A 23,533-nucleotide genomic window follows, 5' to 3' on the forward strand; every position below is an offset into this window, starting at 1 on the left:
TCGGAGCCGTCCCGGGCCTCACCGCCGGAGCCACCACCGGTCCCGCCCTCGCCGCAGCCGCGAACCACCACCCCGGCTTCCTCTCCCCGACCGGGGTCGAGATCGCCTTCGTCCTCGTCGGCATCGCCACCCTCGGCGCGGCCCTCGTGACCGTCACGACCAGGCAGCTGGTGCACGCCGCCCTCTGGCTGATCGTGGCGCTCGGCGGCCTCGCCGTCGAATACCTCCTGCTCACCGCGGAGTTCATCGCCTGGGTGCAGGTACTGATCTACGTGGGTTCCGTCGTCGTCCTCCTCCTGTTCGGCCTGATGCTCACACGTGCCCCCATCGGCCGCTCCCCGGACGCCGATTCGGAGAACCGCTGGGCCGCCCTCGCGGTGGCCGTCGCCGCGGCCGGCACCCTCGTCTGGGTCGTCGTGGACGCCTTCCGCACGACCTGGATCGAGCTGGACGGGCCCGCCCAGGGCTCCACCGAGGCCACCGGCTCCTTCCTCTTCCGGAACTGGGTGCTCCCCTTCGAAGCACTCTCCGTCCTGCTGCTCGCCGCCCTGGTCGGCGCGATCGTCCTGTCCCGCAAGGGCGGGGCCACCACGAGCGGAGCGGCCAAGGCCCGGGCCACCACGAGCGGAGCGGCCAAGGCCCAGGCCACCACGCACCGAGAGGACAAGAGCTGATGCACCTCGCCTATCCCGCCGTGCTCGCCGCCCTCCTCTTCTGCACCGGGCTGTACGGAGTCCTCGCCCGCCGCAACGCGATCCTCGTCCTGATGTCCGTCGAGCTGATGCTCAACGCCGTCAACCTCAACCTGGTCGCCTTCGACGTCTGGCTCCGCGACACCCTCCACTCCGGCCAGGCCCTCACCCTGTTCACCATCGCCATCGCGGCGGCGGAGATCGGCATCGGCCTGGCGATCGTCCTCGCCGTCTACCGCAACCGCGGCACCTCCGACATCGACCGCCTCCGCGACACCGCCGAGACCGACGAGGCCGAAACGGTCCCGGCCGGCGACGACGAGGACGACGACCCCACGGGCACCGCCGCCCGCCCCGAAGACCAGGCCACTGCTGCGGCAGGGAAGGCAAAGAAGGCAGAGGCCACCGCGTGACCACCACGACCCTCGCCGTCCTCGTCCCCCTCCTCCCGTTCCTGGGCGCCGCCGCCGGTCTCCTCACCGGCCGCACCGCGCCCGGCTACGTCCGGCCGCTCGCCGTACTGCCCTCCCTCGCCTCCCTCGTCCTCGCGGCCGTCGTCGCCGCGCGCCAGGGCGGCGGCCGGGCCATCGACGCGGCGACCCAGCTCACCCCCACCGGCTCCGTCCCGATCGACCTCGCGCTGCACCTCGACGGCTTCGCCGTCCTCGTCGCCGTGCTGGTCGCCCTCGTCGCGAGCTGCGTGCAGATCTACTCGACCGCCTACCTGCGCGACGACCCCCGCTACCCCTCGTACGCGGCCCTCGTCTCCCTCTTCACCTCCGCGATGCTGCTCGTCGTCTACTCCGGCGACCTGATGGTGCTCCTGGTCGGCTGGGAGATCATGGGCATCTGCTCCTACTTCCTGGTCGGCCACTACTGGGAGACGCCCGAGGCCCGCGCCGCCTCCCTCAAGGCGTTCCTGGTCACCAAGCTCGGCGACGTCCCCTTCCTCATCGGCCTGTTCGCCCTCGCCGCCGACACCGGCACCTTCCGCATCACCGGCATCCTGGGCGCCGTCGCCCACGACGGCCTCGATCACCCCACCCTCATCGCGCTCCTCCTGCTCGCCGGGGTCGCGGGCAAGTCCGCGCAGTTCCCCCTGCACACCTGGCTGCCCGACGCCATGGCCGGCCCCACCCCCGTCTCCGCCCTGATCCACGCGGCGACGATGGTCGCCGCCGGCATCTACTTCGTGGCCCGGCTCCTCCCCGTCTTCGCGGCATCCGGCGCCGCCCTCGTCGTCCTCGCCGTGATGGCGGCCGTCACGATGATCGGCTCCGGGCTCGCCGCCCTCGCCCAGGACGACATCAAGCGCGTCCTCGCCTACTCGACCATCGGCCAGCTCGGCTACATGTCCGGCGCCCTGGCCGTCGGCGACCGCGGGGCCGCCGTCTTCCACCTCATCTCGCACGGTGCCTTCAAAGCGGTCCTCTTCCTCGCCGCCGGGGTCGTCATCCACGCCGCCGGCACCAACTCACTGGCCGCCATGTCCCGGATGAGCGGACTGGCCCGGCGCATCCCCGACGCCTACTGGACGATGACCGTCGCCCTCCTCGCACTGGCCGCCATCCCCCCGTTCGCCGGCTTCTTCTCCAAGGAAGCCGTCCTCGTCGCCGCCGAGCACACCGCGCTCGGCCACCGGCACGTCGCCCCGGCCGCCGCCGGCTGGACCGTCCTCGTCGCCGGGCTCCTGGCCGCCGTGCTCACCGCCGCCTACGCCACCCGGCTCTGGCTCCTCGCCTTCCGGGGCCGGGGCGCCGAGGCCCCCGACCACGGCAGGCAGCCCGTCGCCATGACCACCGTCCTGTGGGTGCTGGCCGTCCCCACCATCGCGCTCGGGCTGACCGTCGGCGTGATCGGCGACTGGTTCGACGGCCACCGCCTCACCCCGTCGCTGACCACCGCCGTGCTCTCCACCGGCGTCGGCCTCGTCGGCGGCCTCGTCACCTACGGGGCCTGGCGCCACACCACCGCACTCGCCGCCCGCGTCCCGATGGGCTCGGTCGTCGCCCACCCCGGCGCGGAACCCGCCCTCGTCGAGATCGAGGCCATCGAGGCCCGCACCGCCGCCTACGGCACAGCCGGTGACGCCCCCGACCCCGCCGACCCCGGCCGCCTGCTGCTCGGCCCGCTCCACCGCCACGCGGCCACCGGCTTCCACCTGGACGCCCTGTACGCGGCGCTGTTCGTCCGCCCCGTCCAGGCCGCGGCGCGCCTCGTCCGCTTCCTGGACCGCGAGGTGGTCGACACCTACGTACGCGGCTCAGCCACCGGCGCACGCTGGCTCGGCACCGCCGTCCGCCGCGCCCAGACCGGCAACGTGCAGACCTACGTCAGCGCACTGCTCGCCGGTTCCCTGGTCCTGGCGGTCGCCGCCGTCGTCTTCGCCAACGTCAACGCCGGGTCGTGAGCCGTGATCGATATCAGTGCGTCCGTGATGCAGTTCCTTCTGGCGTTCGTCGTCGTCGCCCCGCTCATCGGCGCCGTCGCGGCCCTGCTCCCCGCCCCGCCCGGGCTCAAGGGCAGCAGCCCCGACCAGGCCGTGCTCCGCCACGGCGTGACCGTCACCGGCGTCATCCTCCTCGCGACGCTCGCGCTGGCCGCCGGCTTCGACCACGACCACCCGTCGAAGATGCAGGCCACCACCGACATCAGCTGGATTCCGGCGCTGGATGTACGCATCCACCTCGGCATCGACGGCATTTCGCTCCCCCTGCTCGTACTGACCGCGCTGCTGACCTTCCTCTGCGCGCTCTACAGCTACTTCAAGATGCCCGCGGGCCCCTCCCCGAAGGCCTTCGTCGCACTGATCCTCGTCCTGGAGTCCGGCACCCTCGCCACCTTCGCCGTCCTCGACCTGATCCTGTTCTTCCTGGCGTTCGAGATGGTGCTCATCCCGATGTACTTCCTCATCGCCCGCTGGGGCGGTGCGCAGAGGCAGGCGGCCGCCTGGAAGTTCATCCTCTACACACTGCTCGGCTCGGTCGTCATGCTGCTGGGCCTGCTCCTCATCGGACTGAAGAGCGGCACCTTCGACATGGTGGCACTCGCCACTGACAACGGCCGCGGGCTCACCTCGTCCGTGCAGGTCATCGCCGTCCTCGCGATCGGCATCGGGCTCGCGGTGAAGACCCCGATGTGGCCGCTGCACAGCTGGCTCCCCGACGCCCACACCGCCGCCCCGACGGTCGGCTCCGTCCTCCTCGCGGGCGTCCTGCTGAAGATGGGCACGTACGGGTTCGTCCGGATTCTGCTCCCCGTCGCCCCCGACGGCATGCACACCTTCGCCCCGTACCTCGCCGCCTTCGCCGTCGCCGGCGTCATCTACGGGTCGCTCGCCTGCCTGGCGCTCGCCCGCCCCGGCTCCAAGGGCGACCTGAAGCGGCTCATCGCGTACTCCTCCGTCGGCCACATGGGGTTCGTCCTCCTCGGCATCGCGAGCATGACCCCCACCGGCGTCAACGGCGCGCTCTTCGCCAACATCGCCCACGGACTCATCACCGGGCTGCTGTTCTTCCTGGTCGGCGCGGTCAAGGACCGGCACGGCACCGCCGACCTCGACACCCTCGCCGGGGCCACCGGCGCCGCCCTCTACGGCCGCGCCCCCCGCCTCGGAGGCCTCCTCGCGTTCGCCGCGATCGCCTCCCTCGGCCTGCCCGGACTCGCCGGCTTCTGGGGCGAGATGCTCGCCCTGTTCGGCGCGTTCGACCCCGCCGAAGGGCTCAGCAGGCCCGCCTTCCTGACCTTCATGTCCATCGCCGCGTTCGGCACCCTGCTCACCGCCGCCTACCTCCTGATCGTGGTCCGCCGCGTCTGCATGGGCGCCACGCGCGACGAACCGCAGCCGATCGCCGACGTGCAGAGCTACGAATTCGCCGCCTGGACCCCCCTCGCGGCCCTCACCGTCCTCGCCGGCCTCTGGCCCGCCGTCCTCCTCGGCCTCACCGACCCGGCCGTGCAGAAGCTCCTCGCAGGAGGCAAGTCGTGACCACCGCGGCCGCAACCGCCGGCATCGCCCAGTCGGCGGCCGAGAGCACCGGCAGCCTCGTCCAGTCCGTCGACTGGCTCGCCCTGGCACCCCCCGTAGCCGTCGCGGCCGTAGCCGTCGCCGTCCTGGTCGCCGACCTCTTCGTCCCCGCGGCCCGCAAACCCCTCCTCGGCTACGGAGCCGTCGCCGGACTCGTCGCCGGGCTCGCTCTGATCATCCCGCTCCACGACGGCGACCGCTCCACCTTCTGCCTCAGCACCGGCACCCGCGCCTGCAGCTACACCGCCGACCACTTCACCCTGGTCATCCAGGCCCTCGTCCTCGGCGGCGCCCTGCTCACCGCCCTGCTCTCCATCGGTGACACCCGCAAGCTGCCGGCCGGCGAATTCTGGTTCCTGCTGCTGTCGTCCGCAGCCGGCGCCGCCCTCCTGCCCGCCGCCCGCGACCTCGCCACGCTCGTCATCGCCCTCGAAGTCGCCTCGCTGCCCGCCTTCGCCCTCGTCGGCATCAAGCGCGGCGACCGGCGCTCCTCCGAGGCCGCGCTGAAGTTCTTCCTGTCCTCGGTGACCGCCACCGCCGTGATGCTCCTCGGCGTCAGCTTCGTGTACGCGGCCACCGGCACCCTCCACCTCACCGACCTGGCGGGCCGCCTCGACCACGTCCCCGGCCGGCTCTCCACCCTCGCCGGGGCGGGCGTCGCCCTGACCCTCGTCGGCTTCGCCTTCAAGACGGCCGCCGCGCCCTTCCACTTCTGGGTGCCCGACACCTACGTAGGCGCCCCCCTGCCGATCGCCGCCTACCTGTCGGTCGTCGGCAAGGCGGTCGGCTTCTCCGGCCTCATCCTCGTCACGGTGATCGCCTTCCCGGCGTACGCGGACGTCTGGGGCCCCGCCCTCGCCGTACTCGCCGCGCTCACCATGACCGTCGGCAACGTCGCCGCGCTCCGCCAGAGCGCCACCCGCGCCCGCAGCGCGGTCCGCCTGCTCGCCTGGTCCTCCGTCGCCCAGGCCGGCTACCTCCTGGTGCCGATCGCCGCCGCCGCGTACGCCGGGGACCGCCGGATCGGCTCCACCGTCGCGTACGCCCTGATGTACGCCGTCGTGAACCTCGGCGCGTTCGCGGTGGCCGCCCTCGTCGCCCGTACCCACCCCGGCAACCGCCTCGCCGACTACCGGGGCCTGTACGCGACCCGGCCGCTCGCCGCCCTCGCGCTGGCCTTCTTCCTGCTCTGCCTGGCCGGGCTGCCGCCGGGCATCATCGGCCTCTTCGCCAAGGTCACGGTCTTCTCCGCGGCCGTCGACGCCGGACTGGGCTGGCTCGCCGTCGTCATGGCCGTGAACGTCGTCGTCGCGCTGTACTACTACCTCCAGTGGACCGCCGCCCTGTTCCGCGCGCCCGAGCCGGACGGTACGCGGCAGCCCGCCCCCGCCACCCGGCACCGCACCCCGGCACCCCTCACCGCCGCGATCGTCCTCACCGCCGTCGCCGGCATCGTCCTGTCGGGCGCCCCGCAGACCGTGCTCCGGTTCGCCGCCGTCAACCTGTTCTGACGGCCACGAGATCGGTTTGCCCCCGGCAGCCCCCGCAGGGCAGGGTCGTGCCCGCGCGTGGGCGCGTACGACCTTCACATCACCACAGAGGAGCCAGAGCAGTGCTGAGCGGGTTCAAGGACTTCATCCTGCGCGGAAACGTCATCTCCATGGCGGTCGGTCTCGCCGTCGGAGCCGCGTTCACCGCAGTCGTCACGGGGTTCAGCAACGCCTTCATCGTCCCGATGATCGGCATCATCACCCGCGGCACCGGCGACTTCAGCAAGGCCGAGTTCAAGTTCGACGGTGTGACGTTCCCCTACGGCCTCTTCGTCAGCGCCGCGATCGCCTTCCTCATCACCGCCTCGATCCTCTACTTCTGTGTCGTCGTGCCCATGTCCAAGGTCCAGGACCGGTTCACGGCCAGGAAGGTCCAGGAGGCGGTCGACATCAAGGCCGCCCTGCGCGACTGCCCCCGCTGCTACACCGAGATCCCGGCCATCGCCTCCCGCTGCGCCCACTGCACCAGCGAGGTCGAGCCCGACCCCGAGGCCGTGGAGCTCGCGAAGCTCCCCGCCCAGCGCTGAGCCGCCCCGCGCCGCCACCCGCACGGCCCAGGCCGGCCCCGGCGCTCGCATGCGGGAACGGGGCCGGGCCGCCCGCCCCCACGCACAAGGGAACTAGCTTTCCCCGCCTCGCGTTGACCAGTACGGGAGGCTCCACTGGGGAGTGGAGCCCCACCCAGCAAGGGTTCCCCTGCTGCACGATTTGGAGGGCGTACCGTGCACCGCCGGCACAACGGGCTGAGAACCGCCGTACTCCTCGGGGGCCTGTCCGCACTCATCATCGTCATCGGCGGCTTCTTCGGCCGTACGGGTCTGATCGTCGCGCTCCTGGTAGCCGTCGGCACCAACGCCTACGCCTACTGGAACAGCGACAAGCTGGCGCTGCGGGCCATGCGCGCGCGCCCGGTCAGCGAGTTCCAGGCGCCCCAGCTCTACCGCATCGTCCGCGAGCTCTCCACCTCGGCGCGCCAGCCCATGCCCCGCCTCTACATCTCCCCGACCCAGGCACCCAACGCCTTCGCGACCGGCCGCAACCCGCGCAACGCCGCGGTCTGCTGCACCGAGGGCATCCTCCAGATCCTGGACGAACGGGAGCTGCGCGGCGTCCTGGGCCACGAGCTCAGCCATGTCCACAACCGCGACATCCTCATCTCGTCCGTCGCCGGCGCGCTGGCCTCCGTCGTGATGTTCCTGGTCAACTTCGCCTGGCTGATCCCGGTCGGCCGTTCCAACGACGACGAGGGCCCCGGCCTCCTCGGCATGCTGCTGATCATGATCCTGGGCCCGCTCGCCGCGTCCGTGATCCAACTGGCCGTCAGCCGCTCCCGGGAGTACGAGGCGGACGCCTCGGGCGCCCGGCTGACCGGCGACCCGCTGGCCCTGGCCGGCGCCCTGCGGAAGCTGGAGGCCGGAACCCAGCAGCTCCCGCTGCCCCCGGAGCCGAGGATCGAGACCGCGAGCCACATGATGATCGCCAACCCGTTCCGCGCCGGGCAGGGGATGTCCAAGATGTTCTCGACCCACCCGCCGATGGCGGAGCGCATCGCCCGACTCGAGCAGATGGCAGGTCCTCGCCCGTGAAAACCATTCTGAACGTCATTTGGCTGATCCTGTGCGGCTTCTGGATGTTCCTCGGCTATCTGCTCGCGGGGCTCCTGCTCTGCGTCACGATCATCGGCATCCCGTTCGGCCTGGCCGCCTTCCGTATCGGCATCTACGCGCTGTGGCCCTTCGGGTACCGGGTCGTCGACCGCCGGGACGCGGGGAGCCCCTCGTGCGTCGGCAACGTGCTCTGGCTGATTCTCGCCGGCTGGTGGCTGGCGCTCGGTCACATCACCACCGGCATCGCCCTCTGCATCACGATCATCGGCATCCCCCTGGGCATCGCCAACTTCAAGCTGATCCCGGTGTCCCTGATGCCCTTCGGCAAGGAGATCGTCAGCACCGACGCGCAGTTCGCGGGCTGGTAGACGAAACGGGGCCGACAGGCCGTGCCGCGCAACCGCCCGCCCGTCGTGGGCGTCTTGGCTTTCAAGACCGAGTGACGGGTAGGTTCGCACGCATGACCATTATCGGCTGGATCATTCTTGGGCTTGTCGCCGGCGTCATCGCCAAGGTCCTGCTGCCGGGGCGGGACCCCGGCGGCGTGTTGGGCACCACCCTCATCGGGATCGTCGGTGCCTTCCTCGGTGGCTGGATATCGTCGCGCTTCCTGGACCGCGAGATCACCAAGGACTTCTTCGACCCGGCGACCTGGATCGCGGCCGTCGGCGGCTCACTGGTCCTGCTGATCGCCTACCGGCTGATCTTCGGCAACTCCCGCGAACGCCGCTGACGACTACACCGAAGGCCGCCCCAGCCCCGTCTCACGCAACGTCACATTGAGCCGGCCACCGCTCATCCCCGTTCCGGGAGGGGCGGTGCCCGGCCGGATCGACGGCACCCCGTGGAACGCGCGCCGCGAAGGCCCGCCGAACACGAACAGGTCCCCGGAGGCCAGCTCCACGTCCGTGTAGGGCCGCCCCCGCCCCTCCGTGTTGCCGAAGCGGAAGACACACGTGTCGCCGATGCTGAACGACACCACGGGCGCCCCGGACCGCTCCTCGTTGTCCTGGTGCATGCCCATCCGGGCCGAGTCGTCGTAGAAGTTGACCAGCGCGGCATCCGGCTCGTACGCCCCCGCCGGACTCCGTGGCCCGTACGCCTCCGCCACGGCCGCCCGCCCCAGCTCCGCGAGCCAGCCAGGGAACGGGGCGACCCGCGCGCCGTTCACATCGTCCGCCGTACGCGAGTAGCGGTACGGCTGCCAGTGCCAGCCCAGACACACCGTCCGCACCGACATCACCCCACCGCCCGGCAACGCCGTGTGCCGCAGCGGAACGGGCCCCCGCGCCCACTCCCGGCACGCCGCCACCAACTGCCGCTGCCGCTCCGGCGACAGCCAGTCGGGCACATGCACCGCCCCCGGCGCGACCACCGCACGCGGCCTGGGGAACAGCCCCTCCATCAGCGCGCGGCCAGGGCGCCTTCGAGCCCCAGCAGCCGCTCCTTGCGCTCCAGCCCGCCCGCGTAGCCGCGCAGCGCCCCGTCCGCACCGATCACCCGGTGGCACGGCCGCACGACCAGCAGCGGATTGCGCCCGATCGCCGTGCCCACGGCCCGCACCCCGGCCCCGCTCGCGCCGACCCGCTCGGCGATCTGCCCGTAGGACACCGTCTCCCCGTACGGGACGGCGTCCAGCGCGGCCCAGACCCGGCGCTGGAAGTCCGTGCCCCGGCCCTCGGCGTACACCAGGTCGAAACGCGTCCTGCGCCCCTCGAAGTACTCCCGCAACTGGGCCGCGACCGGCGCGAACGCCGAGGGCGCGGGCGCCCAGCCGTCCTGGACGACCGCCGCGCCCTTCTGCCCGGGCAGGGAGAGCGAGACGAGCGCGATGCCCGCCGGCCCCGGGGCCTGTTCGCCGACCAGCAGCAGTTCACCCAGTGGGCTGTCGACCGTCGCGTACATGGTCATGGCTCGTCCCTCTCCTCGTCCGTGCGACCGGCCGGAACGCCGGCCGTCACGGACCAGTCTGCTGCGCCCGGACCGCCGCGACCGGCGGTATTCGGACATCCAGTCCGGGCGCGGAACGAGAGGTTCCGCTCCCGGACCGCGGCGTCCTACCGGTAGTTCGTGAACTGCACGTCGAAATCGAAGTCCTGGGCCTTCAGCAGCGCCTGCACGGCCTGGAGGTCGTCCCGGCTCTTCGAGGTGACCCGCAGCTCTTCGCCCTGGACCTGCGCCTTGACGCCCTTCGGGCCCTCGTCGCGGATGATCTTCGCGACCTTCTTGGCGTTCTCCTGGGAGATGCCCTCCTCGATCGAGGCGAAGAGCTTGTACTCCTTGCCGGACAGCTGCGGCTCACCGGCGTCCAGCGACTTCAGCGAGATGCCGCGCTTGATCAGCTTGGACTGGAAGATGTCGAGGATGGCCTTGACCCGCTCCTCGCCGTTCGCCTGCATCAGGATCTTCTCGCCGGACCAGGCGATCGAGGCGTCCGTGCCCTTGAAGTCGTAGCGCTGGGAAATCTCCTTGGCGGCCTGGTTGAGGGCGTTGTCGACCTCCTGCCGCTCGACCTTCGAGACGATGTCGAAACTGGAGTCGGCCATGACGTGTGGCTCCTTGGATCGGGGGTGCTGGAAAGGATGTGCGTACGAAGCGGCCGCGGGACCTTCAGGATGCGCGGGCCCCTGCCGCCCGGCAAAGCCTAGCCACCCGCGCCCGCCGGGGCCGCTGGTCAATCCGGTGGCGTAGCACCCCCGGTCATCAGGTATCGTTTACGTCGTTGCCACGGAGCACCGCCACAAAGCGGGTCTCACGGCAGCATCCCTTGGCGGTGTGCCCGAGTGGCCAAAGGGAGCAGACTGTAAATCTGCCGGCTCAGCCTACCCAGGTTCGAACCCTGGCGCCGCCACAAAGCAAGGCCCCTGTCTTCGGACGGGGGCCTTCTCTGTTGTCCGACGAGAGATGGGAAAGGGAAGGGTGTGAGCGTGGATTCCGTACTCGTCAGTGCCTGCCTGCGCGGCGTGCCCTGCCGCTTCGACGGCCGGAGCAAGGAATCGGAGCCGATGGCCGGCGCGATCGGCGACCGCAGGGCCGTCGCCTTCTGCCCCGAGACCGCCGGCGGGCTGCCCACGCCCCGCCGCCCCGCCGAGATCGTCGGCGGCGACGGGCACGACGTGCTGGACGGCCGGGCCCGCGTCGTGGAGGACACCGGGCGCGATGTGACCGAGGCGTTCGTGGACGGCGCCCGGCGGGCGCTGGAGGCGGCGCGGCGGTCCGGCTGCACCGAGGCGCTGCTCATGCCCCGCAGCCCTTCCTGCGGGCGGGGCGCGGTTCATGACGGTACGTTCACCGGCGAGCTGCGGCCCGGCGACGGAGTCACCGCGGCCCTGCTGGAGCGGCACGGCATCACCGTGCGCCAGGCGCCCCGCGGCTGAACGCGGCGGACCGGCCGGAGCGCGCCGTCCAGGCCGGTCCACGTGCCGGATCAGTTCCCGGCGATGTCCTTCACCGCGACCGTCAGCGGCACGTTGCCCGAGATCAGTTCGAGGGTCAGCCCCGCCGTGGCCGGGGTGTCCAGCAGCTCCATGAGCACCGCCGCCACGTCGTCGCGCGGCACCGGGCCCCGGCCCGTCGACGCGGCGAGCAGGACCTGCCCGGTGCCCGCGTCATTGGTCAGCATGCCGGGCCTGAGGACCGTCCAGTCCAGCCCGGACCTCGCCCGTACGTCCGCGTCCGCCGCGCCCTTGGCCCGCAGGTAGACGTCGAACACCTCGTCGCCGGGATGGTCCGGGTCGGCGCCCATGGACGAGACCACGACGTAACGCCGCACCCCCGCCCGCTCCGCCGCGTCCGCGAACAGCACGGCCGCGCCCCGGTCCACGGTGTCCTTGCGGGCCGTACCGCTGTTGGGGCCCGCGCCGGCCGCGAAGACCGCCGCGTCGGCGCCCCGCAGCACCTCGGCGGCCTCCTCCACCGTGGCCGATTCCAGATCCAGCACCACCGGCTCGGCGCCCGCCGCCCGGAGGTCGTCGCTCTGTTGGGGGTTGCGGATGATGCCGGCCGCCTCATCCCCGCGTGCAGCGAGCAGCCGCTCCAGCCGCAGCGCGATCTGACCATGTCCACCTGCGATGACAATGCGCATGGAACCGACGGTACGCCGGAGCGCGCCGCGACGCTCACGGCCCGCCGGTCGATTCCGGCCGTCCCTGGCGCGGCAGTCCGGGGCCGCCGCCCGTCTCCGAGTCGCAGTACTCGCGCACCGCGCTGGTCCGGGCGACCACCCGGCCCCGGTGCACCACGACCCGGCTGTACGCCAGCGACAGCGCACCGGCGAGCCCGTCCCCGCGTACGGCGAGCAGCTCGGCGGGGAAGCCCGCCTCGACGCGGACCTCGGGGAGCCCCATCACGCGCCTGGCCTCGGCGGACACCGCCGCGTAGGCGTGCTCGGGGCGCAGCCCGCTTTGCGAGGCAAGCAGGAAGGCGGCCTCCAGCGGGTCGCCGCGGCCCACCGGATTGGCCGGATCGCGCAGCGCCCCGCTTCCCGCCGCGACCCGCACCCCGGCCTCGCGCAGCAGCCGTACGGGGGCGGTGCCCCGGCACTCCGCGCCGCGGCAGCCGCCCTGGGGGAGGCAGACCACGCCGACCCCGGCGGCGGCCAGCTGGGCGGCGGCCCGGGCGGCCGTGTCGCCGGGGAGGCGGGCGAGGCCGGCGCAGGGGCCCACGGTGACCTCCTGGCGCATGCCGCCCGCCATCGCGGCGAGGCGGGCGAGCCGGGCGGGATCGTCACCGTCCGTGTGCAGGTCCACGGGGCAGCCGTGCTCCGCGGCCACCTCCAGGACGGCTTCGGCGTACCCGGCCGGGTCCGGATCGAGGTCCGGGCAGCCGCCGACCGCGCCGGCGCCCATCTTCACGGCGTCGCGGAGCATGGCCAGGTTGTCCGCGCCGGCGACGCCGGTCAGCAGCCGGGGCATGGCGACCGTGGTCAGGTCGGCCAGGCCGCGCAGGGAGCGCCGGGCCTGCAGGACGGCTTCCAGCGCGGCCAGGCCCTGTACGTCGCCGATCCGCACGTGCGAGCGCAGGGCCGTCGCGCCGTGGCCGAGCTGGAGCAGCGCGGCCTCGGTGGCGCGCCGCTGGATGGCGTCGGGGTGCTGAGGGGCGGGCCCGGCGGTGTCGGCGGTGAGGGCGGTGTCGCTGTGGGCGTGCGGTTCGGCGGGCGCGGGGAGCAGCAGGTGGCCGCGCAGATCCAGTCGGGCGCCGGGGGCGGGGAGGCTGCCGGCGGTGCCGACGGCCTCGATGCGGCCGCCGCGGAGCCGTACGTCCACGACGCGGCCATCGGTGAGGCGGGCGCCGCAGAGCGTCAGCGCGGAGCTGTCCGGGCTGACGGTGGCGTCGGCCGCGTGGTCGCCGGGCCGCCGCGGCTGGCTGTCGGGCATCGCGCTCCTGGGGAGGGGGCAAGATCACGCAGAGTGAGTTGAGCCTAAGGGCTGTCCGGTAATCCCTGGTGGATCAGCGCGTGGCGTCAGGTGCGGTGCGTCGCAAGGCGGAGTGGCGTCCGCGTACTGGCGTATTCGGGCGTTCCGACAACGCTGCGAGGGGCCGTGGCTGTCGTCGTGCGCCCGTCAGGGATTACGGGACAGCCCTCAGGGGCGTGCTCGGTCCCGTTCGAGGAGGAGCGCAATAGTCGTACCGGTGCGGCCTTGCTGATCAGCGGCGTACGGGCGGCCGGACCGGGGTACGAGGTGGGGTCGGCCGGGGGCCGCGAAACGGATTTGGGCGATCGGCGACCGAGCGTGTAATGTCTTCATCGCTCGCCCCAATAGCTCAGTCGGTAGAGCGTCTCCATGGTAAGGAGAAGGTCTGCGGTTCGATTCCGCATTGGGGCTCTGGTGATCGGGAAACCCCGCTTCGGCGGGGGGACTCGTCATCAAAGCGGTGTAGCTCAGTCGGTAGAGCAAGCGGCTCATAATCGCTGTGTCACCGGTTCAAGTCCGGTCACCGCTACTAACAGTAGCCGATTGTGGGGTCGGTCCTTCGATCGGCTACTCTTTTTTGCGTTCATCCGTCCATCGTCCGTCCAAGGAGCACTCACGTGGCTGCCACCGACGTCCGCCCGAAGATCACGCTGGCCTGCGTGGAGTGCAAGGAGCGGAACTACATCACCAAGAAGAACCGGCGTAACAACCCGGACCGTCTTGAGATGAAGAAGCACTGCCCGCGCTGCAACTCGCACACCGCGCACCGCGAAACGCGCTGAATCAGGCTCGTACACGAGGCCGTCCCCTCTGGGGGCGGCCTCGTGTCGTTGTGCGGGTGTGTGTGCCGTTGAATGGGGCTGCACGTCGGCCCAGTCGTCTTTCATCAGGAGGTTGCGAGCTCATGGCGCTCGACCAGTCCTTCGTGGGGCGGACCTATCCGCCCACCGCGCCGTACGAGGTCGGACGGGAGAAGATCCGCGAGTTCGCCGAGGCCGTGGGCGACGCCCACCCCGCGTACATCGACCCCGAGGCCGCCAAGGCGCTCGGCCACAGCGACGTGATCGCGCCGCCGACCTTCGTGTTCTCGATCACCTTCAAGGCCGCCGGCCAGGTCATCGAGGACCCGCAGCTGGGCCTGGACTACAGCCGGGTGGTGCACGGCGACCAGAAGTTCGTCTACACGCGCCCGGTGCGCGCGGGGGACCGGCTGACGGTCACCTCGACCATCGAGGCCGTCAAGTCCATGGCGGGCAACGACATCCTGGACGTCCGGGGCGAGGTCCACGACGAGTCCGGTGAGCACGTCGTGACCGCGTGGACGAAGCTGGTGGCGCGCGCCGCCGAGGAGGCGTGATGACCGCGAAGGTGAGTTACGAGGCGGTCGAGGTCGGCACGGAGCTGCCGGCGCGGTCCTTCCCGGTGACCCGGGCGACGCTCGTGCAGTACGCGGGTGCCTCGGGCGACTTCAACCCGATCCACTGGAACGAGCGCTTCGCGCGTGAGGTCGGGCTGCCGGACGTGATCGCGCACGGCATGTTCACGATGGCCGAGGCGGTCCGGGTGGTCACGGACTGGGCCGGGGACCCGGGCTCGGTCGTCGAGTACGGCGTGCGGTTCACCAAGCCGGTCGTGGTGCCCGATGACGACAAGGGCGCGGTCATCGAGGTCAGCGGCAAGGTGGGCGCCCTGCTGGACGACCGGCGGGTGCGCGTCGACCTGACGGTCATGAGCGACGGCAAGAAGGTCCTGGGCATGTCCCGGGCCGTGGTGCAGCTGAGCTGAAGCCGTACGCGGTGTAAGGGGCACGGTCCATGGGCCGTGCCCCTTACGCGTGGGCCGTGCGTGCCCGTTCCGCCCGGAGGCGCCCTCGTGGTCGTGGACCTATCGTGCCGATATGCGGGCATACGGGCCGGGCGGGGAGACGCCGAGAGGCCCGGTGCGGACCGGCCGGGTACCAGCACGGAAAGCGGGAGAACCATGACGGGACCGATTCTCATCACCGGAGCGGGCAGCGGTTTCGGCAAGGAGGTGGCCCTGCGGCTCGCGGCGGCGGGGCACGAGGTGATCGCGGGCGTGGAGATCATCGCCCAGGTCGCCGCGGTGCGCGCCGAGGCCCGGGAGCGGGGTGTCGAGCTGCGCGTGGAGAAGCTGGACGTCACCGACCCCGGCGACCGGGAGAGCGCCTGGGGCTGGGGTGTCGAGGTCCTTCTGAACAACGCCGGGGTGTCCGAGGGCGGTGCGACCGCCGACATCCCGGAGGAGCGGCTCCGCCGGCAGTTCGAGGTGAACGTCTTCGGCCCCGTCCTGCTCACTCAGGGCATCGCCCGGCAGATGGCGGCCCGCCGCAGCGGACGCATCGTCTTCATGTCCTCGGTCGCCGGTCTCACCGTGGACCCGTTCACCGGCGCCTACGCGGGCTCCAAGCACGCCGTGGAGGCATTCGCCGACGCCCTCGACCAGGAACTCGCCGAATTCGGCGTGACGGTCGCCACGATCAATCCCGGCCCTTTCCTCACCGGCTTCAACGACACCATGTTCGAAACGTGGAAGGAGTGGCGCGACAGCCCCGCCGACCGTCTCTTCGACTACGCCGAGCTGGCCTTCCCGCACGAGCAGTACGACCCCGAACCGGTCTACGAGCGCACCGTCCGGGTCCTGCTCGGCGAGGACCGCCGCTACCGGCACCTGCTGCCCGCCGAGATGGAGCAGCAGGCCCGCGAGCAGGTCGATGGGCAGTGGGACCGGCAGCTCAACGACGGCCGCCGCCCCGACCTGGTGCAGAAGGCGTACGACATGAGCCCGGGAACACCGGTCCGGGACTGACCTCCTGCGGCTGCGCGGCGGGGCGCCCGGCCGGGGCAGCGCGTCCCGCCGGGCGTGCCGGGGCGGTAACCCGCTTGACTAAGTTAGTGATTGAGTAATAACTTACCGGCATGGCAAGGATGAGTGCAGATGAACGGCGCGAGAGCGTCATCCGGGCGGCGATCACCGAATTCGCCCGCGGTGGATACAGCGCCACGTCCACCGAGGCGATCGCCAAGCGCGTGGGTGTCTCGCAGCCGTACCTCTTCCGCCTCTTCCCCAACAAGGAGGCGATGTTCCTCGCGGCCTCCGAGCGCTGCTTCCTGGAGACCCGTCAGGTCTTCGCGGAGGCGGCCGAGGGACTGGAGGGCGAAGAGGCGCTCCACTCCATGGCGAGGGCCTATCAGCTGCTGATCGCCGACGACCCCGACAAACTGCTGATGCAGATGCAGGTGTACGCGGCCGTCGCCGCCGCGGAGGCGGCCGGTGACCACGCGTTCGGGGAGTCGGTGCGGGCCGGCTGGGTGGAGCTGTTCGACTCGGTCAACATCGCGCTCGGCGCCGATGTCGACGAGGCCACGGGCTTCCTCGCCTACGGCATGCTCGCCAACACCCTGACCTCGCTCGGCTTTCCGGCCGGTCACCGGATGTGGTCCGGTTTCTACGCCTCGGCCCAGCCGATCATCTGAACGGTCCAACCGATCATCTGAAACAACGCGACCCGGGTTCGGCCCGGTTTTCTGCCCGAAGAAGTTAGTAATCAATGACTAACCCGCCAGGGGGAGCAGTGAACCACCACACGACAGGCCGCGCGGGAGCGGCCTGGGCCCTCGTCATCACCAGCGTCGCCGGATTCATGGCGGCCCTCGACAACCTCGTCGTCACCACCGCCCTGCCGTCCATCCGCGAAAGCCTCGGCGGAGAGATGGAGGAGCTGGAGTGGACGGTCAACGCCTACACGCTCACCTTCGCCGTCCTGCTGATGTTCGGCGCCGCCCTCGGTGACCGCTTCGGCCGCCGCCGGCTCTTCCTCACCGGGCTCACCGTCTTCACCGGCGCGTCCGCCGCGGCCGCCCTCTCGCCCGGGATCAACGAACTGATCGCCTTCCGCGCGGTCCAGGGCGTCGGCGCCGCGATCATGATGCCGCTCACGCTCACCCTGCTCACGGCCGCCGTGGAACCCGCCCGCCGGGGCATGGCGCTGGGCATCTTCAGCGCCGCGACCGGCCTCGCGGTGGCCAGCGGACCGCTGATCGGCGGCAGCCTCACCGAGCACATCTCCTGGCAGTGGATCTTCTGGCTCAACGTGCCGATCGGCCTGCTCCTGCTGCCGCTCGCCCGCTTCCGCCTGGCGGAGTCGTACGCCCCCGGCGCCCGGCTCGACATCCCCGGCACCCTCCTGGTCAGCGGCGGACTCTTCGGCATCGTCTACGGCCTCGTCAACGCCAACTCCGACGGCTGGACCAGCCCGACCGTCCTGACCTCCCTCATCGCCGGCACCGCGCTGACCGGCGGCTTCGTCCACCACGGCTTCCGGGCCGAGAAGCCGATGCTGCCCATGCGCCTCTTCCGGGACCGCGGGTTCTTCGGGATCAACGTCTCCAGCATGCTGATGTTCCTCGGGATGTTCGGCTCGATCTTCCTGCTCAGCCAGTACCTCCAGGGCGTGCTGGGCTACTCGCCCACCGAGGCCGGACTGCGGATGCTGCCCTGGACCGGGATGCCGATGCTCGTGGCGCCCGTCGCCGGAATGCTCTCCGACCGGTTCGGCGGCCGCCCGGTGGTCGTGACGGGTCTCGCCCTCCAGGCGGCCGGCCTCGGCCTGTTCGCCATGGCCATCGCCCCGGACGCCTCCTACGCCTCGCAACTGCCCGGGCTGATCACCGGCGGCATCGGCATGGCCCTGTACTTCGCCCCGGCCGCCAGCCTGGTGATGTCCAGCGTCCGCCCCGGCGAACAGGGCATCGCCTCCGGCGCCAACAACGCCCTGCGCGAGGTCGGCGGCGCCCTCGGGGTCGCCGTGCTCGCCACCGTCTTCTCCTCGCAGGGCGGCATCGACACCGCCCGGTCCTTCACCGACGGGACCGTGCCGGCGGTCTGGATCGGGGCCGGAGTGGTCGCCCTGGCCGCGCTCGTCGCGCTGATGATCCCGGGCCGCCGCGCCGCCGGGACGCCGGAACCGGCCACGGAGACGGTGCGGGTCGCGGAGTCGGCCGACGAGCGGGTCTCCGTACCCGCCTGAACCGGCTCCACACCCGGTACGGTCCGTGGCCCCGCCCAGCCGGCGGGGCCACGGACCGTACTCTTGTCCCCGTGCAGGAACTCCACGACGCGCCCCTCGCCCCCCTGACCACCTTCCGGCTCGGCGGCCCCGCCACCCGCCTCCTGGCCGCCACGACGGACGCCGAGGTGGTCGAGGCCGTGCGGGAGGCCGACGACAGCGGCACCCCGCTCCTGATCATCGGCGGCGGCAGCAACCTGGTCATCGGGGACAAGGGCTTCGAGGGCACGGCCCTGCGCATCGCCACCAAGGGCTTCGTGCTCGACGGCGCCTCCCTCGAACTGGCCGCCGGGGAGACCTGGACCGACGCCGTCGCCCGCACCGTGGACGCCGGCCTCGCGGGCCTCGAATGCCTGGCCGGAATCCCCGGCTCGGCCGGCGCCACCCCCATCCAGAACGTCGGCGCGTACGGGCAGGAGGTGTCCTCCACCATCACGGAGGTCGTCGCCTACGACCGGCGGACCCGCGAAACCGTCACCCTCCCGAACTCCGAGTGCGCGTTCTCCTACCGGCACAGCCGCTTCAAGGCCGAACCCGACCGGTACGTGGTGCTGCGCGTCCGCTTCGGTCTGGAGGAGTCCGGCGGCCTCTCCGCGCCGCTCAAGTACCCCGAAACCGCGCGCGCCATGGGCGTCGCGGAGGGTGAGCGCGTTCCTGCGGCCGCCGCCCGCGAAACCGTGCTGCGGCTGCGCGCCGGCAAGGGCATGGTGCTCGACCCCGAGGACCACGACACCTGGTCGGCCGGGTCCTTCTTCACCAACCCGATCCTGGAACAGGCCGAGTTCGACGCCTTCCTGGCCCGGGTCGCGGACCGGCTCGGCCCCGACGTGACGCCCCCCGCCTTCCCGGCCGGCGAGGGCCGCACCAAGACCTCCGCGGCCTGGCTCATCGACCGGGCCGGCTTCACCAAGGGCTACGGCACCGGACCCGCCCGCATCTCCACCAAGCACACGCTCGCCCTCACCAACCGGGGCGCGGCGACCACCGAAGACCTGCTGGCCCTGGCCCGCGAGGTCGTCGCCGGGGTCCACGCGGCCTTCGGCGTCACCCTCGTCAACGAACCGGTGACCGTGGGCGTGAGCCTGTAGGACCTGCGCGCGGCACGCTCGGCACGCCGCGCTCAGTACGCCACGCCGACGCCCTGTTTCACCGTCGCCGGGTCGTCGGTCAGCGCCAGCATCGCGTGGGCCACATCGGCCCGGGAGATGGTCCGGCCGCTGCGCGGATTGCCGCCGACGACCGTCCGGTAGGTGCCCGTCATCGGACCGTTCGTCAGCTTCGGCGGACGCACCGACGTCCATTCCGTGGCCGAGGCCGCCAGCGCCGCCTCCATCGCGGTGAGATCCGCGTACACATCCTTGAGGACAGCGCCGATCACCGAGCGCACCATCCGGTCCAGCAGCGGGTCGTCGGCGGGCTCCGGGGCGACCGGGGCGGCGCTGACCACCAGCAGCCGCCGGGTGCCCTCCGCCTCCATGGCCGTCAGCACGGTGCGGGTCAGCCGCTCGGCGATCCCCTCGGCCTTGCGGCCCCTGGCCCCGAGGCCGGAGAGGACCGCGTCGCGGCCCGCCACCGCCTCGCGGAGCGCCTCCGGGTCGTCGATCCGGGCAGCGGCGTGCACCGTGACGTCCGAGAGGGGCACCGCGAGCCGGGCGGGATCGCGGACCACCGCCGTCACCTCGTGCCCCGCCGCCACCGCCTGGCGGACGATCTCCTGCCCGATACCGCCTGTCGCACCGAACACCGTGAGCTTCATGGCACATCCTTCCAAGGTGAGTAAGTATTCACTCACCTCTAGAGTGAGTGGGTACTCACCCACCCGTCAAGCCTCGTTGGAGCGCACATGGAGCAGAAGCCGGCCCGCGCCCGCCTCATCGACGCCGCCCACCAGCTCATGCAGACCAAGGGCCTGGCCCGGACCACCACCAAGGAGATCGCCAAGGCGGCCGGCTGCTCGGAGGCCGCGCTCTACAAGCACTTCCTCAGCAAGGAAGAGCTCTTCGTGGTCGTCCTGCAGGAACGGCTCCCCAAGGTCGACCTGCGCAAGCTCATCGCCGACCCGGGCGCGGGAGAGCGCTCGGTCGAGGAGATCCTCACCGCCATCGCCCGCCAGGCCGCCCTGTTCTACGAGCAGAGCTTCCCGATCGCCGCGTCCCTGTACGCCGAGCCGAGGCTCAAGGAACGCCACGACGCAGCCATGCGCGAACTGGGAACCGGCCCCCACCTGCCCATTCGCGGCGTGGACACCTATCTGCGGGCCGAACAGACCGCGGGCCGGGTACCCGCCGACGCCGACACCTACGCGGCCGCCTCCCTGCTGGTGGGGGCCTGCGCCCAGCGCGCGTTCGCGTACGACGCCACGGAGACCGGCGAACCGCCGCAGTCCCTCGACGCCTTCGCCGCGTCCCTCGCCCGGACCCTGCTGCGCGGCCTCGGCCAGTAGCCGGCCGGCGGCCGCCGGCCCCGGGCCGCCGGCCCCGGGCTCAGGCCGCGGGCTTCGCCAGCCAGTCGTCGACCCCCGCCAGCAGCTCCGCGCGCACCGGCTCGGGCGCCGAGGAACCCCGTACCGACTGGCGGGCCAGCTCGGCCAGCTCCTCGTCCGTGAACGCGTGATGGCGGCGCACCAGGTCGTACTGCGCGGCCAGCCGGGAGCCGAAGAGCAGCGGGTCGTCGGCACCGAGCGCCATCGGCACACCGGCGTCGAACAGCGTGCGCAGGGGCACGTCGGACGGCTTCTCGTAGACGCCGAGCGCCACATTCGACGCCGGGCACACCTCGCAGGTCACCCCGCTCTCCGCCAGCCTGCGCAGCAGCCGGGGGTCCTCGGCCGCCCGCACGCCGTGCCCCACCCGGGAGGCATCCAGGTCGTCCAGGCAGTCGCGGACGCTGGCCGGGCCCGACAGCTCGCCCCCGTGCGGGGCGGCCAGCAGACCGCCCTCCCTGGCGATCGCGAAGGCCCGGTCGAAGTCACGGGCCATGCCGCGCCGCTCGTCGTTGGAGAGCCCGAAGCCGACGACGCCCCGGTCCGCGTACCGCACGGCGAGCCGCGCGAGGGTCCGGGCGTCCAGCGGGTGCTTCATCCGGTTGGCCGCGATGACCACCCGGATCGGCAGCCCGGTCCCGCGAGAGGCGCTGTCCACCGCGTCCAGGATGATCTCGATCGCCGGAATCAGCCCGCCGAGCAGGTGCGCGTACGAGGTGGGGTCGACCTGGATCTCCAGCCAGCCGGAACCGTCCGCCACGTCCTCCTGGGCGGTCTCGTGCACCAGCCGCTGGATGTCCTCGGGGGCCCGCAGGCAGGACCGGGCGATGTCGTACAGCCGCTGGAAGCGGAACCAGCCGCGCTCGTCCGTCGCACGCAGCTCGGGGGGCTCCCCGCCGGTCAGGGCCTCGGGCAGCCGCACGCCGTACTTGTCGGCGAGCTCCAGCAGCGTCGTGGGCCGCATCGACCCGGTGAAGTGCAGGTGCAGGTGGGCCTTGGGCAACAGACGTACATCACGCTCCATTCCAAGATCCTGCCGCACGGACGGGGCGTCGCGGTAGCCGCTTTCCCCATCGAGTTGCCCCTCGAACGCGAAAGCGACCCCCGGCCGGGGCCGGGGGTCGCTCACGGGATCGGGGCGGAGACTACGCCTTCGCCTCGCTCAGCAGCTTCTGGATGCGCGAGACGCCCTCGGTGAGGTCGTCGTCGCCCAGCGCGTACGACAGGCGCAGGTAGCCCGGCGTGCCGAAGGCCTCGCCCGGGACGACCGCCACCTCGGCCTCGTCCAGGATCAGCGCCGCCAGCTCCACCGAGGTGGCCGGGCGCTTGCCGCGGATCTCCTTGCCGAGCAGATCCTTCACCGACGGGTACGCGTAGAACGCGCCCTCGGGCTCCGGGCAGAACACGCCGTCGATGTCGTTGAGCATCCGCACGATGGTCTTGCGGCGCCGGTCGAAGGCGGTGCGCATCTCGGCGACCGCCTCCAGGTCCCCGGAGATGGCGGCCAGCGCGGCTGCCTGGGAGACGTTGGCGACGTTGGACGTGGCGTGCGACTGGAGGTTGGTCGCGGCCTTCACGACGTCCTTGGGGCCGATGATCCACCCCACGCGCCAGCCGGTCATCGCGTACGTCTTGGCGACGCCGTTGACCACGATGCACTTGTCGCGCAGCTCGGGCACGATCGCGGGCAGCGAGGTGAACTTCGCGTCCCCGTAGACCAGGTGCTCGTAGATCTCGTCCGTCATGACCCACAGGCCGTGCTCGACGGCCCAGCGGCCGATCGCCTCGGCATCCGCCTCGCTGTAGACCGCACCGGTCGGGTTGGACGGGGAGACGAACAGGACGACCTTCGTACGCTCGGTACGGGCCGCCTCCAACTGCTCGACGGAGACCCGGTAGCCGGTGGTCTCGTCGGCCACGACCTCCACCGGGACGCCGCCGGCCAGGCGGATCGACTCGGGGTAGGTGGTCCAGTACGGCGCCGGGACGATGACCTCGTCGCCCGGGTCGAGGATCGCGGCGAAGGCCTCGTAGATGGCCTGCTTGCCGCCGTTGGTCACCAGGATCTGGGAGGCGTCGACCTCGTAGCCGGAGTCGCGCAGCGTCTTCTCCGCGATGGCGGCCTTGAGCTCGGGGAGCCCGCCGGCCGGCGTGTAGCGGTGGTACTTCGGGTTGCGGCAGGCCTCGACCGCGGCGTCGACGATGTAGCCGGGGGTCGGGAAGTCGGGCTCGCCGGCACCGAAGCCGATCACCGGGCGGCCGGCGGCCTTGAGGGCCTTGGCCTTGGCGTCGACGGCGAGGGTGGCGGACTCGGAGATGGCACCGATGCGGGCGGAGACCCGGCTCTCGGACGGAGAAGTAGCAGCGCTCATGCCCCCCATGCTCGCAGACCGTTTTCCCCGTCGGCACAGGGGTTTCAGGGACCGGACAGCACTCGGACAGGATGCGGACACGAAGAGGCCGGGAGCGGTCAGGAGCTATCTGTTCGACGCCGGGCCGCTGAGCACGTACACTCACCTGTCGTTGGCCTTCACCAGCCGCACCGTTCCTGCATCCGGCACATCCGGGAGCATGCGGTAGGTTGGTGGAAACCACAAAGGGTCGTAGCTCAATTGGTAGAGCACTGGTCTCCAAAACCAGCGGTTGGGGGTTCAAGTCCCTCCGGCCCTGCTACA

General features: G+C 71.8%; 26 protein-coding genes and 4 tRNA genes. 22 read left to right on the plus strand and 8 right to left on the minus strand.

Annotation, left to right across the window (positions count from 1 at the left end):
• Positions 1-101: 101 nt before the first annotated feature.
• From E6P78_RS01720 to E6P78_RS01760, 9 genes are all read left to right on the plus strand, one after another.
• Positions 102-674, plus strand: a complete 573-nt coding sequence (locus E6P78_RS01720) for an NADH-quinone oxidoreductase subunit J (RefSeq protein ID WP_240799007.1) — start codon at positions 102-104, stop codon at positions 672-674.
• Entirely contained in the window at positions 674-1,105 is a 432-nt protein-coding gene (nuoK, locus tag E6P78_RS01725; RefSeq protein WP_136201687.1) for an NADH-quinone oxidoreductase subunit NuoK, read from the plus strand. Before E6P78_RS01720 ends, nuoK begins: the two co-directional genes overlap by 1 nt.
• Positions 1,102-3,102 (plus strand): NADH-quinone oxidoreductase subunit L, encoded by a 2,001-nt coding sequence (locus tag E6P78_RS01730; protein WP_136201688.1) that lies wholly within the window; start codon positions 1,102-1,104, stop codon positions 3,100-3,102. The genes nuoK and E6P78_RS01730 overlap by 4 nt, the downstream gene beginning before the upstream one ends.
• A gap of 27 nt (positions 3,103-3,129) precedes the next feature.
• Positions 3,130-4,680, plus strand: coding sequence for an NADH-quinone oxidoreductase subunit M (locus E6P78_RS01735; protein ID WP_136201779.1), 1,551 nt, complete (start codon positions 3,130-3,132; stop codon positions 4,678-4,680).
• Positions 4,677-6,230 carry an NADH-quinone oxidoreductase subunit N gene (locus tag E6P78_RS01740; protein WP_240799001.1) on the plus strand — a complete coding sequence of 518 codons (1,554 nt, stop codon included), beginning with the start codon at positions 4,677-4,679 and terminating at the stop codon, positions 6,228-6,230. Before E6P78_RS01735 ends, E6P78_RS01740 begins: the two co-directional genes overlap by 4 nt.
• 101 nt (positions 6,231-6,331) lie before the next feature.
• Positions 6,332-6,796: a large conductance mechanosensitive channel protein MscL gene (mscL, locus tag E6P78_RS01745; protein ID WP_136201689.1), complete on the plus strand. Its 465-nt coding sequence runs from the start codon at positions 6,332-6,334 to the stop codon at positions 6,794-6,796.
• A 195-nt stretch (positions 6,797-6,991) separates the two neighbouring features.
• A complete protein-coding gene (htpX, locus tag E6P78_RS01750; RefSeq protein ID WP_136201690.1) occupies positions 6,992-7,855 on the plus strand; it encodes a zinc metalloprotease HtpX in 864 nt (287 codons plus the stop codon).
• On the plus strand, positions 7,852-8,244 hold the full coding sequence (locus E6P78_RS01755; RefSeq protein ID WP_136201691.1) for a YccF domain-containing protein: 393 nt from the start codon (positions 7,852-7,854) through the stop codon (positions 8,242-8,244). Before htpX ends, E6P78_RS01755 begins: the two co-directional genes overlap by 4 nt.
• 92 nt (positions 8,245-8,336) lie before the next feature.
• Positions 8,337-8,609, plus strand: coding sequence for a GlsB/YeaQ/YmgE family stress response membrane protein (locus E6P78_RS01760; protein WP_136201692.1), 273 nt, complete (start codon positions 8,337-8,339; stop codon positions 8,607-8,609).
• A 3-nt stretch (positions 8,610-8,612) separates the two neighbouring features.
• Here E6P78_RS01760 and E6P78_RS01765 read toward each other — a convergent pair whose 3' ends face one another.
• The 3 genes from E6P78_RS01765 to E6P78_RS01775 form a co-directional block, all read right to left on the minus strand.
• Positions 8,613-9,281, minus strand: coding sequence for an alpha-ketoglutarate-dependent dioxygenase AlkB (locus E6P78_RS01765; protein ID WP_136201693.1), 669 nt, complete (start codon positions 9,279-9,281; stop codon positions 8,613-8,615).
• On the minus strand, positions 9,281-9,787 hold the full coding sequence (locus tag E6P78_RS01770; protein ID WP_136201694.1) for a methylated-DNA--[protein]-cysteine S-methyltransferase: 507 nt from the start codon (positions 9,785-9,787) through the stop codon (positions 9,281-9,283). Before E6P78_RS01770 ends, E6P78_RS01765 begins: the two co-directional genes overlap by 1 nt.
• Before the next feature lie 146 nt (positions 9,788-9,933).
• Positions 9,934-10,422 (minus strand): YajQ family cyclic di-GMP-binding protein, encoded by a 489-nt coding sequence (locus tag E6P78_RS01775; RefSeq protein WP_136201695.1) that lies wholly within the window; start codon positions 10,420-10,422, stop codon positions 9,934-9,936.
• 223 nt (positions 10,423-10,645) lie between these two features.
• Between E6P78_RS01775 and E6P78_RS01780 the strand changes: the two genes are divergently transcribed.
• Both E6P78_RS01780 and E6P78_RS01785 read left to right on the plus strand, forming a co-directional pair.
• Positions 10,646-10,727, plus strand: a tRNA-Tyr gene (locus E6P78_RS01780).
• Between the two features lie 76 nt (positions 10,728-10,803).
• On the plus strand, positions 10,804-11,253 hold the full coding sequence (locus E6P78_RS01785; protein WP_136201781.1) for a DUF523 domain-containing protein: 450 nt from the start codon (positions 10,804-10,806) through the stop codon (positions 11,251-11,253).
• 50 nt (positions 11,254-11,303) lie between these two features.
• On the opposite strand, the gene E6P78_RS01790 is transcribed toward E6P78_RS01785, so the two are convergent.
• Together E6P78_RS01790 and E6P78_RS01795 are read right to left on the minus strand one after the other, a co-directional pair.
• Complete coding sequence (locus E6P78_RS01790; RefSeq protein ID WP_136201696.1) at positions 11,304-11,960, minus strand: SDR family oxidoreductase; 657 nt, start codon at positions 11,958-11,960, stop codon at positions 11,304-11,306.
• A 34-nt stretch (positions 11,961-11,994) separates the two neighbouring features.
• Entirely contained in the window at positions 11,995-13,251 is a 1,257-nt protein-coding gene (locus tag E6P78_RS01795; RefSeq protein WP_136201697.1) for an amidohydrolase family protein, read from the minus strand.
• Between the two features lie 377 nt (positions 13,252-13,628).
• On the opposite strand from E6P78_RS01795, the gene E6P78_RS01800 reads away from it, so the two are divergent.
• From E6P78_RS01800 to E6P78_RS01840, 9 genes are all read left to right on the plus strand, one after another.
• A tRNA-Thr gene (locus tag E6P78_RS01800) sits at positions 13,629-13,701 on the plus strand.
• A 45-nt stretch (positions 13,702-13,746) separates the two neighbouring features.
• Positions 13,747-13,819 (plus strand) — tRNA-Met (locus E6P78_RS01805).
• A gap of 88 nt (positions 13,820-13,907) precedes the next feature.
• Complete coding sequence (gene rpmG, locus E6P78_RS01810; RefSeq protein ID WP_003956487.1) at positions 13,908-14,072, plus strand: 50S ribosomal protein L33; 165 nt, start codon at positions 13,908-13,910, stop codon at positions 14,070-14,072.
• Positions 14,073-14,194: 122 nt separating this feature from the next.
• Complete coding sequence (locus E6P78_RS01815; protein ID WP_136201698.1) at positions 14,195-14,647, plus strand: MaoC family dehydratase N-terminal domain-containing protein; 453 nt, start codon at positions 14,195-14,197, stop codon at positions 14,645-14,647.
• Positions 14,647-15,075: a MaoC family dehydratase gene (locus tag E6P78_RS01820; RefSeq protein WP_136201699.1), complete on the plus strand. Its 429-nt coding sequence runs from the start codon at positions 14,647-14,649 to the stop codon at positions 15,073-15,075. Before E6P78_RS01815 ends, E6P78_RS01820 begins: the two co-directional genes overlap by 1 nt.
• Before the next feature lie 195 nt (positions 15,076-15,270).
• Positions 15,271-16,116 (plus strand): SDR family oxidoreductase, encoded by an 846-nt coding sequence (locus tag E6P78_RS01825; RefSeq protein ID WP_136201700.1) that lies wholly within the window; start codon positions 15,271-15,273, stop codon positions 16,114-16,116.
• A 119-nt stretch (positions 16,117-16,235) separates the two neighbouring features.
• On the plus strand, positions 16,236-16,784 hold the full coding sequence (locus E6P78_RS01830; RefSeq protein WP_136201782.1) for a TetR/AcrR family transcriptional regulator: 549 nt from the start codon (positions 16,236-16,238) through the stop codon (positions 16,782-16,784).
• Between the two features lie 98 nt (positions 16,785-16,882).
• Positions 16,883-18,337 carry an MFS transporter gene (locus tag E6P78_RS01835; RefSeq protein ID WP_136201701.1) on the plus strand — a complete coding sequence of 485 codons (1,455 nt, stop codon included), beginning with the start codon at positions 16,883-16,885 and terminating at the stop codon, positions 18,335-18,337.
• 71 nt (positions 18,338-18,408) lie between these two features.
• A complete protein-coding gene (locus E6P78_RS01840; RefSeq protein WP_136201702.1) occupies positions 18,409-19,464 on the plus strand; it encodes a UDP-N-acetylmuramate dehydrogenase in 1,056 nt (351 codons plus the stop codon).
• A 32-nt stretch (positions 19,465-19,496) separates the two neighbouring features.
• On the opposite strand, the gene E6P78_RS01845 is transcribed toward E6P78_RS01840, so the two are convergent.
• Complete coding sequence (locus tag E6P78_RS01845) at positions 19,497-20,132, minus strand: NAD(P)H-binding protein (RefSeq protein WP_136201703.1); 636 nt, start codon at positions 20,130-20,132, stop codon at positions 19,497-19,499.
• Positions 20,133-20,219: 87 nt separating this feature from the next.
• On the opposite strand from E6P78_RS01845, the gene E6P78_RS01850 reads away from it, so the two are divergent.
• The gene (locus tag E6P78_RS01850; protein ID WP_136201704.1) at positions 20,220-20,819 is read left to right on the plus strand and encodes a TetR/AcrR family transcriptional regulator; all 600 of its coding nucleotides are present in this window, start codon (positions 20,220-20,222) and stop codon (positions 20,817-20,819) included.
• A gap of 40 nt (positions 20,820-20,859) precedes the next feature.
• On the opposite strand, the gene E6P78_RS01855 is transcribed toward E6P78_RS01850, so the two are convergent.
• The gene (locus E6P78_RS01855; protein ID WP_136201705.1) at positions 20,860-21,882 is read right to left on the minus strand and encodes an adenosine deaminase; all 1,023 of its coding nucleotides are present in this window, start codon (positions 21,880-21,882) and stop codon (positions 20,860-20,862) included.
• 121 nt (positions 21,883-22,003) lie between these two features.
• A complete protein-coding gene (locus E6P78_RS01860; protein WP_136201706.1) occupies positions 22,004-23,230 on the minus strand; it encodes a pyridoxal phosphate-dependent aminotransferase in 1,227 nt (408 codons plus the stop codon).
• 225 nt (positions 23,231-23,455) lie between these two features.
• On the opposite strand from E6P78_RS01860, the gene E6P78_RS01865 reads away from it, so the two are divergent.
• Positions 23,456-23,528: transfer RNA gene (locus E6P78_RS01865), tRNA-Trp, on the plus strand.
• The last annotated feature ends 5 nt before the right edge of the window (positions 23,529-23,533 follow it).

The organism is Streptomyces sp. A0958, assembly GCF_004795035.1.
Classification (GTDB): Bacteria; Actinomycetota; Actinomycetes; order Streptomycetales; family Streptomycetaceae; genus Streptomyces.